The 18305-nt window shown below is 60.0% G+C and carries 17 protein-coding genes; 4 read left to right on the forward strand and 13 right to left on the reverse strand.

Going from position 1 to position 18305, the window contains the following annotated elements; genetic code table 11:
- Positions 1-15 precede the first annotated feature (15 nt).
- A complete protein-coding gene (locus V7747_RS13015; RefSeq protein WP_335616451.1) occupies positions 16-681 on the reverse strand; it encodes a thiopurine S-methyltransferase in 666 nt (221 codons plus the stop codon).
- Positions 682-791: 110 nt separating this feature from the next.
- Between V7747_RS13015 and V7747_RS13020 the strand changes: the two genes are divergently transcribed.
- The 4 genes from V7747_RS13020 (at position 792) to V7747_RS13035 (ending at position 6311) form a co-directional block, all read left to right on the forward strand.
- Positions 792-2537, forward strand: a complete 1746-nt coding sequence (locus V7747_RS13020) for a potassium/proton antiporter (protein ID WP_335616452.1) — start codon at positions 792-794, stop codon at positions 2535-2537.
- 92 nt (positions 2538-2629) lie between these two features.
- A complete protein-coding gene (locus V7747_RS13025; protein WP_335616453.1) occupies positions 2630-5014 on the forward strand; it encodes a heavy metal translocating P-type ATPase in 2385 nt (794 codons plus the stop codon).
- Positions 5011-5400, forward strand: a complete 390-nt coding sequence (gene cueR / locus V7747_RS13030) for a Cu(I)-responsive transcriptional regulator (protein WP_335616454.1) — start codon at positions 5011-5013, stop codon at positions 5398-5400. Before V7747_RS13025 ends, cueR begins: the two co-directional genes overlap by 4 nt.
- Positions 5397-6311 carry a LysR family transcriptional regulator gene (locus V7747_RS13035; protein ID WP_335616455.1) on the forward strand — a complete coding sequence of 305 codons (915 nt, stop codon included), beginning with the start codon at positions 5397-5399 and terminating at the stop codon, positions 6309-6311. Before cueR ends, V7747_RS13035 begins: the two co-directional genes overlap by 4 nt.
- Here the strand turns inward: V7747_RS13035 and flgL are convergent.
- From flgL to V7747_RS13095, 12 genes are all read right to left on the reverse strand, one after another.
- The gene (gene flgL / locus V7747_RS13040) at positions 6308-7570 is read right to left on the reverse strand and encodes a flagellar hook-associated protein FlgL (protein WP_335616456.1); all 1263 of its coding nucleotides are present in this window, start codon (positions 7568-7570) and stop codon (positions 6308-6310) included. The genes V7747_RS13035 and flgL overlap by 4 nt on opposite strands.
- A 13-nt stretch (positions 7571-7583) precedes the next feature.
- Entirely contained in the window at positions 7584-9551 is a 1968-nt protein-coding gene (flgK, locus tag V7747_RS13045) for a flagellar hook-associated protein FlgK (RefSeq protein ID WP_335616457.1), read from the reverse strand.
- Positions 9551-10654: a flagellar assembly peptidoglycan hydrolase FlgJ gene (gene flgJ, locus V7747_RS13050; protein WP_335616458.1), complete on the reverse strand. Its 1104-nt coding sequence runs from the start codon at positions 10652-10654 to the stop codon at positions 9551-9553. The genes flgK and flgJ overlap by 1 nt, the downstream gene beginning before the upstream one ends.
- 14 nt (positions 10655-10668) lie before the next feature.
- Complete coding sequence (locus tag V7747_RS13055; RefSeq protein WP_335616459.1) at positions 10669-11769, reverse strand: flagellar basal body P-ring protein FlgI; 1101 nt, start codon at positions 11767-11769, stop codon at positions 10669-10671.
- A gap of 13 nt (positions 11770-11782) precedes the next feature.
- Entirely contained in the window at positions 11783-12403 is a 621-nt protein-coding gene (flgH, locus tag V7747_RS13060; protein WP_442909256.1) for a flagellar basal body L-ring protein FlgH, read from the reverse strand.
- Between the two features lie 72 nt (positions 12404-12475).
- Entirely contained in the window at positions 12476-13261 is a 786-nt protein-coding gene (gene flgG, locus V7747_RS13065) for a flagellar basal-body rod protein FlgG (protein ID WP_335616461.1), read from the reverse strand.
- Between the two features lie 45 nt (positions 13262-13306).
- The gene (gene flgF / locus V7747_RS13070) at positions 13307-14044 is read right to left on the reverse strand and encodes a flagellar basal-body rod protein FlgF (RefSeq protein WP_335616462.1); all 738 of its coding nucleotides are present in this window, start codon (positions 14042-14044) and stop codon (positions 13307-13309) included.
- A gap of 214 nt (positions 14045-14258) precedes the next feature.
- Positions 14259-15656 (reverse strand): flagellar hook protein FlgE, encoded by a 1398-nt coding sequence (locus V7747_RS13075; protein WP_335616463.1) that lies wholly within the window; start codon positions 15654-15656, stop codon positions 14259-14261.
- A gap of 36 nt (positions 15657-15692) precedes the next feature.
- A complete protein-coding gene (gene flgD / locus V7747_RS13080) occupies positions 15693-16376 on the reverse strand; it encodes a flagellar hook assembly protein FlgD (RefSeq protein WP_335616464.1) in 684 nt (227 codons plus the stop codon).
- Positions 16377-16393: 17 nt separating this feature from the next.
- Entirely contained in the window at positions 16394-16834 is a 441-nt protein-coding gene (gene flgC, locus V7747_RS13085) for a flagellar basal body rod protein FlgC (protein ID WP_335616465.1), read from the reverse strand.
- A 3-nt stretch (positions 16835-16837) separates the two neighbouring features.
- Entirely contained in the window at positions 16838-17242 is a 405-nt protein-coding gene (gene flgB / locus V7747_RS13090) for a flagellar basal body rod protein FlgB (protein ID WP_335616466.1), read from the reverse strand.
- Positions 17243-17476: 234 nt separating this feature from the next.
- On the reverse strand, positions 17477-18304 hold the full coding sequence (locus V7747_RS13095) for a CheR family methyltransferase (RefSeq protein WP_335616467.1): 828 nt from the start codon (positions 18302-18304) through the stop codon (positions 17477-17479).
- Position 18305 lies beyond the last annotated feature (1 nt).

An 18305-nucleotide genomic window follows, 5' to 3' on the forward strand; every position in this document is an offset into this window, starting at 1 on the left:
GCAAAGGCCGCAGCGTTAGGCTGCAGCATCCCCATCGGAAATCAGATAGACCCGCTCGGTCAGCTCGCGCATACCCTGGGCTGCAAATACCGCATGATCGGCCAGTACATCCTGCTCGTCCAACACTTCTATTTGGCAACCGGCGTAGAGGCGTTTGACCTCTGCATCGGGAACACTGAAAGGCGGGCCGGGGCGCTGTTCCTGCGGATAGTCCAGGGTTACCAGCAGCATTTTCCAGCCGGCCGGCAGCAGCTGGCGCGTATGCGCCACGTAAGCCACGCGCATGGGCTCCGGTAGGGCTATCAGGGCCGCGCGGTCATAAACGGCGCAGACTCCCTGCAGCATGGCCGGCGTCAGCGCAAAAAAATCACCGCAAAACAGTTCAAAACCATCACCTGTAGCCGTACTGAACTCGCCCTGCTGCTGCCAGTCGAGCGCCAGCTGGTGTTCACTGACAAAGGCCTCGAGTGCACTGCGTGCCAGCTCAACGCCCTGCACCCGCTGACCCTGCTCGCGCAGCCACAGCATATCCAGGCTTTTGCCGCACAGCGGCACCCAGACCACCGCGCCGACCGGCACCTGCAGGCGCGGCCACCAGCGGCTCAATAGCGGATTTACCGCCGCCTTGTGAAAACCGGTTTCACCTCGCTGCCAGCGGGCTTGCCAAAATGCTGCGTCCATCTCCACCTCCGCTAGTGCAATCGCTTGACTATACAGTAATTTTTTCACCCAGCCGGGTCGGAGAAGATATAGTAGACCTGTCTACCACCCGGTTCTCAGGCCAGCGCTTAATGGATTACATCAATACCCTGTTCATGATCGGCGCGCTGCTGCTTTGCTTCAGCGTGCTTGCCAGCTCTCTCTCTTCGCGGCTGGGCATCCCGCTGTTGCTGATCTTCCTGGTCATCGGCATGCTCGCGGGCGAAGACGGCCTGGGCGGTATCGCCTTTGAAGACACCAGCAGCGCCTTTCTAATCGGCAGCCTGGCCTTGGCGATCATTCTGCTGGATGGTGGCATGCGCACCCGGGTGGAGAATTTTCGGGTCGGCCTCTGGCCGGCCATGTCGCTGGCCAGTGGCGGTGTATTGATCAGCGCCGCGCTGACCGGCGGGTTGACCGCCTGGCTGCTTGATCTGCACTGGCTGCAGGGCCTGTTGCTTGGGGCTATTGTGGGATCTACCGATGCCGCCGCGGTCTTTTCGCTGCTGCAGGGCAAGGGGCTGAACCTCAAGCAGCGGGTTGGCGCGACGCTGGAAATCGAGTCCGGCTCGAACGATCCCATGGCCATTTTCCTGACCATCACCTTGGTCGAGATGCTCTCAAGCGGGCAAACCAGCTTTAGCTGGAACTTCGCCCTGCTGCTGATTGAACAGTTCGGCATCGGCGCACTGTGCGGTCTGGGTGGCGGCTTTCTGCTGGTATGGCTGGTCAATCGCGTGCACCTGCCAGTGGGGCTCTATCCGCTGCTGATTACCAGCGGCGCCATCCTGGTGTTTGCGGTCACCAACAAGATTGGCGGTAGCGGCTTTCTGGCGATTTACCTGACCGGGCTAATCCTCGGCAACAAGCGCGTGCGCAATTTGCAGAACATTCTGCAGGTACAGGATGGCATGGCCTGGCTTAGTCAGATCGGCATGTTCCTCATGCTTGGCTTACTGGTAACTCCCAGCGAAATGCTGATCATTGCCATGCCCGCAGTGCTGATTGCGCTGTTTCTTATTTTCGTTGCGCGGCCCATTGCCGTGCTCATCTGCCTGGCGCCTTTCGTGTTTTCCTGGCGCGAACGGCTATTCATCGCCTGGGTCGGGCTACGTGGCGCGGTGCCTATCATTCTGGCGATCTTTCCGTTGTTAGCCGGGCTGGAGCAGGCACAGCTGCTGTTCAACCTGGCATTTGTGGTGGTGCTGGTGTCGCTGTTGCTGCAGGGCTCATCGTTGCCGCTGGCAGCACGCCTGTGCAAGGTGGAGATCCCACCGCAACCAGAACCCTTGCAGCGCACCAGCCTGGATACCGCCATTCAGGGTGACTTTGAACTGCTGATCTATCAGCTGGATAACGCCAACTGGTGTGTCGGGGTCGCACTGCGCGACCTGACCATGCCCGCCGACACGCGCATCGCAGCGCTGTTTCGCGGTAACCGGCTGCTACACCCCACCGGCAGCACCCAGCTGGCGCTGCACGACGTGCTTTGCGTGGTCGGTCGTCCCCGCGACTTGCCGGCGCTGTCGAAACTGTTCAGCAAGGCGCAGCCCAAACGCTACCTGGAAAGTCGCAACTTCTTCGGCGACTTCATCCTTGAAGGCGACGCCCAGCTTGGTGAGGTCGGCAAGTTCTACGGCTTCGACGTGCCCGAGGAGATGCGAGACCTGACGCTGGCGGCCTTCTTCAGCCGCCACTTTGGTGGCCATCCGGTGGTTGGTGATCATATTCAGTGGGAGGGCCATAGCTGGGTCGTCGCAGCCATGGACAACGACTGGATTCTCAAGGTCGGGCTCAAACTGGGCGAAGGCAGCAGCGGTCCCAAGCTCGGATTCTGACCCGGCCAGCTGACGGAGCGCGTGTTTACCGCTTGACCTTTACACGATGTCAAGGTTCATGCTGAACTCCTGATCAACATGGGAGAGTCGAAATGCACAGCGTTACCCTGACCCTGGACGGCATGAACTGCGGCAGCTGCGTAAGCCGTGTCGAACGGTTGCTTGATGATCTCCCCGGGATCACCGAGCCACAAGTCAATCTGGCCGCCAACAGCGCCCGCTTCAACTACGCCAGCGCCGAGCAGCTGCAGGCTGCAACCAAAGCACTGGCCGAGGCGGGCTACCCCGCACAGCAAAGATCCCGATTGCTGCAACTGCAGAACATGAGCTGCGCCAGCTGCGTAGGTCGCGTGGAACGCGCACTAAGCTCTGTCGCCGGGGTGCAGCACGCCGAGGTCAACTTGGCCAGCCAGCAGGCGCGGGTGACGCTGCTCAAGGATGCCGATACCGAGCCACTGTTCGCGGCGCTGCAGGCCGCCGGGTATCCAGCACGCTGGCTGGATGCGGCGCACCCCGCCGAGCCAGAGCAGGCTGATACGCTGCGCAAGGAGTGGCATTGGCTGCTGCTCGCCATCGCATTCACGCTGCCTCTGACGGCAGGCATGGTGCCGGCGCTATTTGGCTACCACCATCTGATGCTCCCGCCCTGGCTGCAATTACTGCTGGCCTCGATAGTGCAGTTCATCTTTGGCGCCCGCTTTTATCGTGGTGCCTGGCATGCGCTGCGCAACAAAACCGGAAATATGGATTTGCTGGTTGCCCTCGGCACCAGTGCCGGCTGGGCGTTGAGCACCTGGCATCTGTTGCAGGCTGCGCCCGGGGAGATGCCGGCACTGTACTACGAAGCCTCGGCCACCATCGTCAGCTTCATTCTGCTGGGCAAGTATCTGGAGAATCGCGCCAAGGGCCAAACCTTGGAAGCGATCCGCGCACTCAGCGCCCTGCGACCAGATACCGCACGGCGGCGCAACGCCAATGGCGAAGAGGAGATCATCGCTTTGGAGCAGGTCAGCCCCGGCGATTTGCTGATTGTTCGGCCCGGTGAACGCATTCCGGTGGATGGCGTGGTCAATGAAGGCGGCAGCCATGTGGACGAGTCGATGCTGACCGGGGAAAGCCTGCCCGTGAGCCGGCAACCCGGCGACGAGGTGAGCGCTGGTGCGATGAATCAGGATGGTCTGCTGCTGGTGGAAACGCGTGCCACCGGTGCCGAAACCCGCCTGGCGCAGATCGTACGTCTGGTGGAGACCGCGCAGACCAGCAAGGCGCCAATCCAGCGCCTGGTCGACCGCGTGAGCGCCATCTTCGTGCCCGTCGTGATTGTGCTTGCCCTGCTGACCTGGGGGATTGGCAGCCTGTTTATCGGCTCAGAGCAGGCGCTGCTCAACGCCATCGCCGTGCTGGTGATTGCCTGCCCCTGCGCCCTGGGCCTGGCGACCCCCACCGCAATCATGGTGGGCACTGGCGTGGCTGCCCGCCATGGCATCCTCATCCGCGACGCGGTAGCGCTGGAGCAGGCACACGATATCGATACCCTGGTGTTCGACAAGACCGGCACTCTGACCCGGGGCGAGCCGCAACTGACCGCGTTTCAAGTGCTCGATGACACGCCACGGCAGCAGGCGCTTGCCTGGGCGCAGGCAGTGCAGCAGCAGGCGGAGCATCCGCTGGCGCGGGCCGTCCGTGATTATGCCTCTGCGCAAGGCGTGCGCACGGCGGCCGCCAGTGACTTTCGGGTGCTGGCCGGTCGGGGCGCGCAAGGCCAAGTGGACGGTCACACCGTCTGGCTGGGCAACCGCCGGCTGATGGCCGACAACGGCGTTGATCTGTCGGCCTGCCAGGCCGACGCCGATGCACTGGCCGCCCAGGGTGCCACTGTCTCCTGGTTGGCCACTAGCAACCCGCCCCGCGCGGTCGCCCTGCTCGCCTTCGCCGACACCATCAAACCCAATGCTGCTGAGGCTGTCAGCCGCTTGCACGCACAGGGCATCAGCACCCAATTACTGAGCGGCGACAGCCAGGCCGCTGCCGAAGCAGTAGCCCGTACCCTTGGCATCACCCAGGTAACCGGCAATGTCTTGCCGCAGGACAAGGCCGAGGTCATTCAGCGGCTGCGCGCCGAGGGCAAGTCGGTGGCCATGGTCGGCGATGGTATCAACGATGCGCCAGCGCTCGCGGCAGCCGATATCGGCATGGCCATGGCCACCGGTACCGATGTGGCCATGCACAGCGCCGGTATCACTCTGATGCGCGGCGACCCGTTGCTGGTACCGGCGGCGCTATCGTTGTCACGCGCCAGCTGGCACAAGATAAGGCAGAACCTGTTCTGGGCTTTTGTCTACAACTGCATTGGCATTCCGCTGGCCGCCATAGGACTGCTGAATCCCATGCTGGCCGGCGGCATGATGGCGGCCAGCAGCGTCTGCGTGGTCAGCAACGCCCTGCTGCTCAAGCGCTGGAAACCGGAGACCGCATGAACATCAGCCAGGCCGCCAAGGCCAGTGGGTTAAGCCCCAGAATGATTCGCCACTATGAAAATATCGGTCTGCTGCAGGCGCCGGCTCGCAGCAATGCCGGTTACCGCCAATACAATGAACGCGAGCTGCATACTCTGCGCTTCATTCATAGCGCCAGACAACTGGGGTTCAGCATGGACGATACCGCGCAGTTGCTGACCCTGTGGCATGATCGCTCGCGCAGCAGCGCCGAGGTCAAGGCCCTAGCGCAGCACCACCTGCAGACGCTGGAGCAGAAAATTGCCGAGCTGCAGGCTATGCACGACACGCTGGCCAACTTGGCCGAGTGTTGTCAGGGCAATGAACGCCCCGACTGCCCGATCATCAACTCGCTGGCGACCCCATGAGCGAACAGCACCCGATGGACCTGAAATCCCTGCGCCACTTTGCGGCGCTGGTCGAGCATCAGGGGTTCATTCGCGCGGGCGAGGCCATTGGCCTCAGCCAGCCCGCACTCAGCCGCAGTATCCAGACCCTGGAACACCGCTTGGGCTGCGCGCTGATTGTGCGGGGCGGCAAGGGCGTGGAGCTGACACCGCAGGGCCAATTGGTGCTGGCGCACGCCAAGCGCCTACTGGCCGGCAGTACGGCGCTGAAGAACGCCTTGCGCCAGTTCAATGACCTGGAAGATGGAGAGCTGTTGATCGGTGCCGGCCCCTTCCCCGCCGCTGATCTGCTGCCGCGCGTACTGGGCGAGTTCAACCGGCGCTATCCGGGCGTCCGGGTACGCCTGGACATTCAGCACTGGAATGCCCTGCGGCGGCAGCTGCTGGCCGAGGAGTTGGAGCTTTTTGTGGCGGATATTCGAGAATTGGAGGGTGACCCCTTGCTCCAGGTGCAACCGCTGCAGCAAGAGCCCAGTCTGTTGTTTTGCCGGCCCGGTCACCCGCTGTGCAGCGAACCCGAGCTGACCCGCGAGCGCTTGGCCGACTACCCTCTGGCCAGTTTCCGTCTGCCCGGGAGTATCGAACAGATACTCCGGCGCACCCTGCCGCGCCCGGAACCGATGATCAGCCTGGAGTGCGACAACCTGGATGTACTCAAGCGACTGGTCATGCAGTGCGACGCCCTGAGCATTGCCAGCCGAAGCACCCTGACCACAGAGCTAGCCAACGGTCAGTTGGTGTTGCTGGACTGGCCAGCGCTGATGCCAGGTACCAGTTTTGGCCTGGTTACACGCCTGCACCGGCCACTGTCACCGGCGGCCAGTGCCTTTATCGAGATGTTACAAGCCGCCGCCCAGACGCCGGCAGGTTAACGCAACAGATTGAACAGGCTGAGGCCGCTGACCTTGACGAAGCTCTGCTGCGCCGCTTCCAGCACCACGGTCTGCAACGACAGGCGGCTCAGCGCTTCGGCGTAATCGAGGTCTTCCAGCTCGGAGGTTACGCTGGTGTTGATCAGCGATAATTCGTCGTTCTGCACCTGGGTAGAGTCGATCACGTTCATCCGTGCACCGATGGTGGTCTGGACTTGCAGTACGCTGTTCATCGCGTTATCCAGGTTATCCAGGGTGACGGCGATCACGTCGCGCCGGTGCAGCTTGTCTTCGGTACTGTCGGTGCTGGTTTCCAGGGTGCTGCGCAAATTGGAAATGGTCTCCAGCACACTGCGCGTCTCGCGTTTATTGCTCGCTGGGGCGCTGTCGCCGGTGGCAATACTGAAGCTGTCGCCAGCGGCCAACTCGCCGTCGAGGGTTACCACTACCCCTGCGTAGCGAATGTCGTAGCCACCGTCGTCATTTTCCTCCAGGTCACCGGTCACCGGCGGCACCAGCGGATTGCCGCCACTGTCGACAATCTCGTAACTGGCAGCATTGGCGCCAATCACAATACCCACGCTGCCTTGCGGGTAGAAAGTGTCATCGTAGGTGTTCTTGTTTTCCACCACACCCAAGGAGATACGTCCGCTACCGGTATTGGCGGCATCAGCACTGGTGAGCACGCGGTTGACGTTGGCCACGTTGACGAACAGCTCTTTGCCGTTGTCGTTCAGCGCCACTGTCTTGGAACCGGCGATCTGCACCGAACGCTGTCCTTCATCTCCTTGGTAGCTGTAACTGCCATCGGGGTTCTTGACGAAGGGTACGTCGTTGCTCTGGTAGCCACCAAACAGATATTCACCTCGAGCGTTGCGGCTATTGAACAGATCCAGCAACTCCTCTTCGCGTTGCCCCAGTTCGGTCGCCAGCGCCTCGCGGTCTTCGTTGGTCAGGCCTCCACCACCAGCTTCCAGCGCAATCTCTCGCACGCGCTGCAGCGCGTTGTTGACCGAGTTGAGAATGGCCTCTTCCTGCGCCAGGCTGTTGTTCGCGGCAGTCATGTTGTTGCTGTACTGCTCCAGCTTGTTCGACTCCTGACTCAGCTGCAGCAGACGCACGGTGGCCACCGGATCATCGGCCGGCGACAGGATGCGCTTGCCCGAGCTGATCTGTTCCTGGGTCCGCGAGGCATTGGCGTAGTTATCCTGAATGCCCCGCACGCCGCTGTTGAACTGCTGAATAGTGGAAATTCGCATCGTTCTTTACCCGTTAGCGAATGCTGCTGATCAATGTATCGAACAAAGTGCGTGCAACTTGAATGACCTGTGCCGACGCATTGTAGTACTGCTCGAACTTGATCAGGTTGGCCGCCTCTTCATCCAGACTGACCGCCGAGACCGAGTCGCGATTATTAGTGGCCTGCTGCAGCACCGCTGCGCTGGATTGGGCATCGGTACGCGCTTGCGCTGTATAAGTCGCGACCCGCTGCACCAGATCGCCGTAGCCATCGACAAAGGAAAAGCCATCAGCGCCATTGGCCTGGCCCAGCACCTTGGCCGTCTGCAACTCAGACATCACCAACGCGTTGCGGTTGTCTGCCACGCCTTCATTGAAGTTCAGCGTAAAGGTGTCGCCGTCCTTGGATGTGCCGGTCATGCTCATGCTGAAAGTGTAGCCCCCGACGGTCACCTCAACGGCATTACTCTGGCCCGCATTGATCACCAACGGTGAAGGGTTCAAGGTGCCACTGGAGCTGCTCAGCTCTCCGGTCGCGGCGTCGTAGCTCAGGTCAATCGGCAGCAGGGTCTGCAGCGTGGCCGGGTCTATCGGTGTGGGGCCGTTACTCAGGGTCGGTTGCGACAGGCTGCCGGTACCTCGGTTGTCCAGACTCGCGTCGGCACTGGCCGGCGCAGCAAAGGCCAGCTCCTGCGGCTCCTGCATGACCACCTCGATACCGGCCGCTGCATACCGCGTAGGCGACAGCAGGAAGCGGTCGCCGGAGGCGATGCTGCCGGAGTCCAGCTCGATGGTGAAGCCATCCAGCTCCGGCGGCGGCACACTGCTCAGATCGTAGGGACCGGTGACATTGTCATCCGAGGTGCGGCGCACGGTAAATTGCGTAGCACTGGAAAACACCACTTCGTAATCCGAGGTGCTGAGCTGAGAGGTATCGCTGATCAACACGTCCAGCTTGGCATTGGGGTCAGTATTGTTGGCCCGCGCGCGGCTGCGGCCATCCACCAGCGCCTCGCTATTGATGTCATTGAACAACAGCGAGCCGGCGTTGCCGTTGAGGTCCAGACCCTGGCCCTGCTGCTGGTTAAACTGATCCGCAATGGCCAGCGACAAGCGGCCCACGGCATTCAAAGCCTGGTCCAGCACGTCGTCGCGGTAGCGCAGCAAACCGCCGAGTTCACCGCCGCTGATCAGCGAGGTGATGTCCTGCGTGGAGCCACCGCTTTTCAGCACAATGTCAACGCGCGACGGATCAGAGGCACCCGTGGCGACCGCCAGGGTCGAGGCCTGATTGCCGACCACCAGCGGCTGCCCCGAGCCCACAAACACGTTGATCTGGTTATCGTCCTGCGGGACCACGGTAATGCCCACCAACTCCGACAGCTGGCGCACGGCTTCGTCACGCGCATCCAGCAAATCATTAGGCTGCGCACCATTGGCCGCCGCCTTGGCGATGCTGTCGTTGTATTGCGCCACAGAAGTGGCCAAGCGGCTGGCTTGGTCCGCCAAGGTGCTCATCTGCTGGCCGATGAACTGGTTCTGCGCGGTCAGGCTGGACTGCACGGTGTTGAAACGCGAGGCCAGGCCCTCCGCTTCGGAGAGAAACAGTTGCCGTGCCGGCAGGTTTGCCGGATCTTCAATCGCGGTCTGCAGAGCATCAAAGTAGTTCTGCAAACCGGGCGTGATGCCGGTGGCGGTGCTGGAGACCAGGGTGTTGAGCTGCTCCATCTGCGACTGGAAAGCATTGACCTCGGCATTCGCCGAAGTGCTGGTACGCACCTGATTGGTCAGAAACTGGTTGTAGATGCGTTCAACATCCACCACCTTGCTGCCGTTACCCAGGTAGCCGGCGCCGGTCAGCGTCGGCACCTGGGCGGCCTGAATCGCCGTTTGCCGACTGTAACCGGGGGTGTTGACGTTGCTGATGTTCTGACCGGTCACCGACAGCTGGGTCTGGGCCGATTTGAGCCCACTCAGACCAATGCCAAAAAGATCCGCCATTATGCCCTGCCTGCGCTGTCAGCCGCCGCTGTGTTGTTGGCCAGCCGGGTATCGGTTTCGCTGATCAGCTTGCGGGCGATCTGCGATACCTTGTTAGCGTACTGCGGGTCAGTGGCATAACCGGCCTGCTGCAGCTCACGGAAGAACGAGTCGGGGTTTGCGGTGCTGCTCAGCGCCTGCTGATAGCGACCGTTGGTTTCCAGGAAGCTGACGTAATCCTCGAAGCTCTGCTCCCAGGACTCGTAACTGCGGAACGACGCGCGCTCCTTACCCTGCACGCCATTGCGATATTCGGTAGTCATCACGCTGGCCGAGTCGCCCTGCCAGCCGCCATGCGACTTGATGCCGAACAGGTTATAACTGCTGGAGCCATCAGATTCCTTGATGACCGACTTGCCCCAGCCGGTTTCGAGCGCCGCCTGCGCAACCAGATAATGCGGGTCTACACCCAGCCGCGCAGCGGCCTTCTCGGCCATCGGCAACATGGTTTCGACAAACTCGTCAGCGCTGGCAAAACGGGTGCGACCGGTAGTTTCAGCGCTCTGGGTCTGCGCTGTGGTGCCCGTGGCTGTAGTCCGCGCGGCAGCCTGCAACGCCCGCAGCGGCTGCCAGCTGTCGGCTACGCTGCCACTGTCCGTGGTGTGCACATTACCGCCCTGCTGCTGGGCGTGCTTCTGCGCCCAGGCGCTATAGTTGGACGAGATGGCGAGCCGGCGGCGGGCCAGCAAGGCAGACTGATCTACCCCACTAACAGCCTCTGCCTGAGTAGCAGAGCTAGCGGCCAGCGGCGCGCTGCCCTGTGGCGACAGCTGACGCATCAGAGTGTCGGTCAGGCCCAGCCCCTTGCTCTCGGCCAAGTGGATCGACAACTGGTTGTCGTACATATCCTGGTAATGCTTGGTCTGTGGCGTATTCAGCGGATTACCCTCGGCAAACACCGCGTTGGCATCGCGCATGCTCTTGACCATCATGTTTACGAACAGCGACTCGAACTGCTCCGCCACCTTGCGAATATTCTCCGGACTGTTGGCGTTGGCACCCGACTTCAGCTGACTGACGCTATTAAGGTCGGAGTAGTTGAGACTGCTGTTACTGATGCTCATGCTGGCCTCCCGACTCAGATGATGACCAGATCGGCGTTCAGAGCGCCAGACTGTTTGAGTGCTTCGAGAATGGCCATCAGGTCACCGGGCGCTGCGCCCACCTGATTGACCGCGCGAACAATTTCATCCAGCGACACGCCCGGATTGAACACGAACATGCGGCTGTCGCCTTGATCGATATTGATCTGCGAGCTGGGCGCCACCACGGTCTGCCCACCGGACAACACACCATCGGGCTGACTGACGTCGATATTCTCGCTGATAGTGACTGTGAGGTTGCCGTGGGTGACCGCGGCCGGCTGCACCCGCACATCCTGACCAATCACGATGGTGCCGGTACGCGAGTTGATGATCACCTTGGCCGCCGCATTGCCCTGCTCGATCTGCAGGTTTTCGACCATGGCCAGGTAGTCGACACGCTGGTTCGGATCTATCGGGGCGCGTATGCGAATACTGCCGCCATCCAGCGCCTGCGCCACGCCCGGGCCAAAGGTATTGTTCACCTGATCCACTACGCGCTTGGCGGTGGTGAAATCGGGGCGATGCAAATTGAACGTCAGGTGATCGCCAGAGGCAAAAGGACTGGCTACCGAGCGCTCAACCGAGGCGCCGTTGGGAATACGACCAACACTCGGGACGTTAACCGTAATGCGCGAGCCGTCGGCCCCTTCGGCACCGAAACCACCCACCACCAGATTGCCCTGGGCAATGGCATAAACCTGGCCGTCGATCCCTTTCAGCGGGGTCATCAGCAGGCTGCCACCGCGCAGACTCTTGGCGTTACCGATGGACGACACGGTAATGTCGATGTTCTGGCCCGGCCGCGCAAAGGGCGGCAGGTCGGCATGAATCGCCACCGCAGCCACGTTCTTCATCTGAATGCGCGTACCCGGCGGCACGGTAATGCCGAACTGCGCCAGCATGTTGTTGAAGGTCTGCACGGTAAAGGGTGTCTGGCTGGTCTGGTCACCCGAACCGTCCAGCCCCACCACCAGACCGTAACCGATCAACTGGTTGCTGCGGACCCCGGCAATGCTGCCGATATCCTTAAGGCGGTCAGCCAGGGCCAGCGGGCTGGCCAATAGCAGACATAGGCAGAGCGAAAAAAGGCGCATCGTGTCTCTCCTGTCAGAACGGCCACAGCGGGCTGAGGAAGAACTGGTTCAACCAGCCTGGCTGACTGGCATTGGCAAAAGCGCCGGTGCCGGAATAGGTAATGCGTGCATCGGCAACCCGAGTCGAGAGCACGGTATTATCCGGGCCGATGTCGTCGGTACGTACCAGGCCGGAGATACGAATCAACTCATCGCCCTGGTTAAGGGTGATCCACTTCTCGCCGCGCACTGCCAGAATCCCGTTGGGCAATACTTCCGCCACAGTGACAGTGATCGAGCCTGTCAGGCTATTGCTCTGATTAGCATCGGCAGAACCATCAAACTCACGCTGGCCGGAGAGGCTCACACCCAAACCCAGCCCCTTGGCGCCCACCACGTTACCCAACAGGGTCGGGTTGGCAATTGAAGCGCTACTATCCTTGTCGATCTCGTTCTCAGCCTTCTTCTGCGCCGCCATCCGCTCGCTCAAGGTGATGGTGATGATGTCACCCACCCGGTGCGCCTTGCGGTCGTTATACAGGCTCATTTCAAAACCAGGCTGATAGATCGCGCCGTTGTTCAACTCTTGCGGCAACGGCGTGCGCGGCAACACCGGAGCATAGGCCGGGTCGTCGCGGGTAGGCGGCATCTGCATGCAGCCAACCAGACTCGCCAAACCGAAAAGCACCAATGCGTTACGCAACATGTTCATTGCGGGTCACTCCCCTCAGAGGTTCTGGCTGATGTACTGCAGCATCTGATCTGCGGTAGAAATAACCTTGGAGTTCATCTCGTAGGCGCGCTGGGTGGTGATCATGTTCACCAGTTCCTCAACCACGCTAACGTTGGAGTTCTCAAGGGTGTTCTGCAGTACCGTGCCCAGGCCGTTCTCACCAGGGTTGCCGGTTTGTGGCGCGCCGCTGGCGGCGGTTTCCAGAAACAGGTTATTGCCGATGGATTGCAGGCCTGCCGGGTTGATGAAATCCGCAGTCTGAATATTGCCGATCTGCTGTACGCCGGGATCACCAAATACCGAAATAGTGACGGTGCCGTCTTCACCAATGGTCAGGTTCTGTACGTCGTCGGGCAGTACGATACCGGGTTCCAGCGGAAAGCCATTGGACGTCACAATCTGACCATCGGCATCCAGGTGAAAGCTACCGTCGCGGGTATATCCCAGGTTGCCGTCGGGCATCAGAATCTGGAAAAAGCCGCGACCGTTGACCGCCATATCCAGCGGCTGCTCAGTGGTCTGCAGCGTCCCTTCGGTGAAAATTTTCTGCGTGCCCACCACTCGCACACCGGTACCCAACTGCAAGCCGGAGGGGAGCTGGGTGTCCTGGGTGCTCTGGCCGCCGGGCTGGCGCTTGATCTGATACAGCAGATCTTCAAACTCCGGACGATCACGTTTGAAGCCGGTGGTCGAGACGTTGGCCAGGTTGTTGGAGATAGTGGTGAGCATGGTGTCCTGTGCGGACAACCCGGTTTTGCTGACCCAAAGTGCTGCGAGCATGCTGTGTCTCCTCGCGTGTCAGTTAACTGACACTGCTGTTAAACGTTAACTGATTTGCAGGACGCGATCGGACGCCTGTGCGTTTTCATCGGCGGTGCGCATCATTTTTACGTGCAACTCAAACTGCCGTGCCAGTGCCAACATGGAGGTCATTTCTTCCACCGCATTGACGTTGCTGCCTTCCAGAAAGCCAGTCGCCACCTGCACTGCTCCATCGGCGGGCTGCTCTGGCCCATCGGCGCGCATCAGCCCGTCTTCACCCTTGCGCATGCTGGCAGGGTCAGGATTGACCAGTTTGATACGGTCTACTTCCGCCATTACCGTCGGCGCTTCGCCCAGGGCGCGAATACTGATAGTGCCGTCAGAGCCGATTTCAATTTTTTCCGCTGGCGGAATGGCAATCGGGCCACCGTTGCCCAGCACTGGCAGGTCGCCAGCGGTACGCAGAATGCCGAAGACGTCCACCTTGAGATTGCCAGCACGGGTATAAGCTTCGGTGCCATCAGGCGCCTGCACGGCAATCCAGCCTTCACCCTGTACCGCCACATCCAGCTCGCGTCCGGTTTCCTGCATGCTGCCGGCTGAAAAGTCGGTACCCGGACGTTCGGTCATGGCATAGGCACGCGTGGCAAAGCCATCGCCGAACACCGGCATGGAACGCGCCTGCTCGAAGTCCTTGCGGAACCCCGTGGTGGTCAGGTTTGCCAGGTTGTTGGCGTGCGAACGCTGCGCCAACGCGTTCTGGCTCGCACCCGTCATGGATATGTACAAGGATTTGTCCATGCCCTACTCCCGCATCAACTTACGCGACAAGGAATTGCCGCTTTTGCTCTTGATACAGAAGATAAAGCACGGATCATGCCACCACTGAAAAAACAGATTTTATTGCTTTATTTTCAATGATTTAAAAATAGCCACCCACAAAAAAGCGGCAATACCGGCAAGCTTTCTTGCCGGTATTGCCGCCAGATTCGCCGCTGAAGGATCAGCCGCTGGCTTATCTCAGATTGATGATCGCCTGCGTTACCGCGTCTTCAGTCTGAATGGTCTTGGCGTTAGCCTGGTAGTTACGCTGTGCCACAATCAGATTGATCAGTTGCTCGGAAATATCCACGTTGGACTCTTCCAGCGCACCGGACTGAATCCCACCCAAGGTGCCGGTGGCAGGCGCGCCAATGACCGGTTCCCCAGAGGCAAAGGACTGCGCCCAAGCGGTGTTACCCAGCGGCGTCAGCCCCTGCTGGTTGGCGAAGGTCGCCAATACTACCTGGCCCTGCACGCGAGTCTGACCGTTGGTATAGCGCGCGACCAGCAGACCGGACTCATCAATCTCAAGGCCGGCCAGCTCACCGGTGGTAAAACCGTCCTGGGTTACCGAGGTCACGGCAAAGCTGGAGGCATACTGTGAAGAACCTGCCAGGTTGATGGTCAGGTTGGCCACCGGTGACTCGGCGCCAGTCGGCTGACCTTCGCTATCCAGCGGTACCCAGCCGGTCACCGCATAGGGTTGCGCGGTAGTCAGCTCACCAACGCTGTTGAAATCCACGTCATAGCGCGTGGTGGTAGAGGGGTCAAACGCCGGGTCCGATGCTTCCACACCGCTCTGCACGTCGCGACCGTCAATCAGCACGTACATATCCCAGCTGTTGGCGTCATTCTTGACGAAGTATTTGGTCAGCACGTGGGAGTTACCCAGGCTGTCATACACGTTGACCGAGGTGGAGCTGTTGTAGGAAGCCGAGTTGGTCGGGTCGAAGGTAGAGCGCCCTGCTGCCAGACCAGCTGCCTGCGCAGTGGCAATCTCCGCCGCTGTCGGGTTGGTCGGATCAGCCGCGCCGGCAATCGAGGTGGCGTAGGCGGCGTCGTATTGCTGGGTGAACAGCGTCGGACGGGTCTGCGTGGAGTTCAGGTTCAGCGTGGAGGTAATCTCGCTGGTGGCATTCGGATCTGCCGAGCGAGTGTCCACCCGCAGGTCAGTCTGAATACCCTGATTGATCAGGCCGGATACCGTATTGACGCCAAAGCCCTGCAGGCGCTCACCAGCGTTATTCACGATATTGCCGGCACTGTCTGTACCAAAGTAACCGGCACGGGTGTAGCTGATCGCGCCATCCTTGCTGGTAACGAAGAAGCCGTTGCCGTTGATCGCTAGATCCAGGCTGTTTTCTGTAAAGCTGATGTTGCCCTGGGTAAACAGCTGCGCCGAATCGGCCAGCGCTACACCACTGCCCTGCGCATTGCTGCCTGAACCCAGAACCGATGCCGCGTAAACGTCGGCGAACTCAGCACGTGAGCTTTTGAAGCCGACAGTGCCGGCGTTGGCAATGTTGTTACCGGTGATATTCAGATCGGATGCTGCCGCCCGGATACCACTCAAACCGATATTGAAAGCCATGGTGTTTCTCCTTACTCAGTCAGTGTCGGACGACTCTTATTTAATTGCGTATACGTTGGAAAAACTGATACTGCCCAGCCCCGCCACGTTGAGCAGCAGCTCACCGTTGGTACCCGCACCCAGCGAAACGCTGTCTACATTGGCCGGCAACAGGGTTGCCAGTTGCTTGCTGGTACCATCGATGGACGCACTGGCTTCGAAGGTGTAGGCGCCAGGCGGCAAGACATTGCCGCTGGCGTCCTGCCCATCCCAGGTAAAGTCGTGCATGCCTGCTTCCAGGCTGCCCATGTTGATGGTGTCGACCAGGCTGCCGGAGCTATCCAGCACCTTGACGGTGACTGCGCCGCTATTTTTGGGCAACGCAAACTGTCCTTCCAGACCGTTGGCGGTATCCACCATCGCTTGATCGGATGGCACTATCACCGTACGTCCCACCATGGACGACGCCTGCAAGGCCTGCGAAGACTGGTAGCCACTGAGCAATGCTTCCATTGAGGTGTTCATATTTTCGATGCCCTCAACGGTACTGAACTGCGCCAGCTGGGCGATGAACTCGCCATTCTCCTGCGGCGACAGCGGGTCCTGGTTATTCATCTGCGCCACCAGCAGCTCGAGAAACTGATCCTTGCCCAGCTCATCGCCAGTAGCGAAGCGGTCCGATTCGAGCTGGTACTGGTCCAGTACACTGTTGCCCACTGCCACATTATTGCTGACACTCATGGTCTATAGATCTCCGATCACTGGCCCAGGGTAAGGACGCGTTGCAACATGGTCTTGGCGGTATTCATGACTTCAACGTTGGTCTGGTATGACCGCGACGCAGACATCATGTTGGCCATCTCTTCCACCACATTGACGTTGGGATAAAACACATAACCTTCTTCGTTTGCCATCGGGTGATCCGGCTCGTAGCGCGGCTCCAGCTCGGCATCCGACTCCACCACGCCCAGCACCTGAACACCCTCGCCGGCCTGCTGCTCATCGCTGAACAGTGACGCGCCCGTGCCCTGCTGTGCACTGAAAATGGTGGCAAACACCGGATTGCGTGCCCGATAGGTCTGATCAATGCTGCTGGAGACCGTCTCGGCGTTGGCAATATTGCTGGCGACGGTATTCAGGCGCAGTGACTGTGCGCTCATGCCGGAGCCGGCGATGTCAAAAACCTTATCGAGTGACATGCGTTACTCTCCCCGCAGGGCCGTCATCAGCCCTTTGAATTTACTGTTGAGGAAGGTGAAACTGGCCTGAAAGTCGATGGCATTTTCCGCGTAGGCGGCCTTCTCGGCCTCAGGATCTACGGTATTGCCGTCGAGCGAGGGCTGCAGCGGATTGCGAAAGCGCAGACCGGCAACCTGATCAATCAGACTCTCGGCAGCAATATGGCCGTCATCGGTCTGGGTCACACTCACAGCCTGACTACCGCCGCTCTGCTGCGCTGCCAGCACCGCGCTGAAATCCAGATCACGCGCTTTGTAGTTGGGTGTTTCCGCATTGGCGAGATTGTTGGCCAGCACCTCGGCCCGCTGAGAGCGGAACTTGAGCGCTTGCTCGTGCAAACCCAGTGCGTTTTCGAAACTCAAACTCATGGCAAACTTCCTCGTTCTGGCGCCAGGGCCAAAAGACCTTTCTGCCAACAACAAAGCAAACGGCATGCCAAGAATAGAAAGCCAATAAATACATAGAGTTAGGCTAACACCAGGCGATAAAGCGGCAAGGCGTTACCGGCAAGCGGCAAGCGGCAGCAGGAACATCAGAGGAAGCGGCAAAGACTTTGCCGCACACTAAGGGGCGGCAAAGAGAGGTATGAAACGAAGGAAAAGTCAGCGCGCCTGGTACACGATACCCGGGTTGCATTGCACCATCTGATAGAGCTCTGGCAAGCCATTCAATGCCTCGGAGGCGCCCAGCATCAGATAGCCGCCCGGCTTGAGAGTCGCGTGAATACGCCGCAGGATGTCTTTTTTAACGTCGGCAGAAAAATAGATCAGCACGTTGCGGCAAAATACGATGTCGAACTTACCCAGCATCGAATAACTGTCGAGCAAGTTCATCGCGCGAAACTCGACCCGGTTACGCAGCGGCGGCTTGACCGCCCAGCGACCCGGCGCCAACTGATCAAAGTAACGCGCCAGCCGATCTTGTGACAGGCCGCGCGCCACCGACAGACTGTCATACTCGGCGCTCTTGGCGGCATTCAGAATACCGCCTGACAGATCCGTCGCCACAATCTGCGCACCACCGCGCAACTGTCCCAAATTGCTGCGCTCGAACTCATCGATCGACATACTCAGCGAATAAGGCTCCTGACCCGACGAGCAGGCGGCAGACCAGATACGCAGACGCTGACCCGGGCTGTTCTTGATGAACTCGGGGATCAACTTCTTCTTGAGCACTTCAAACGGATAAACGTCGCGAAACCAGAGCGTTTCATTGGTGGTCATCGCATCGATCACCGATTCACGCAAACCACCGCGCGGCTGCGCCTGGATACGTTTGACCAACTCACCCAGGCTGCCGATCTTTTCCTGCTCCAGCAGCCGGTTAAGCCGGCTGGATACCAGATACTGTTTGTTGTCACCCAGTACGATGCCGCAGGCCTTTTCCAAAAACTCGCGAAATACCTGAAAGTCCTGATTTGCCAAAGTCACT

It is taken from the genome of Halopseudomonas sp., from assembly GCF_036960865.1.
Classification (GTDB): domain Bacteria; phylum Pseudomonadota; class Gammaproteobacteria; order Pseudomonadales; family Pseudomonadaceae; genus Halopseudomonas.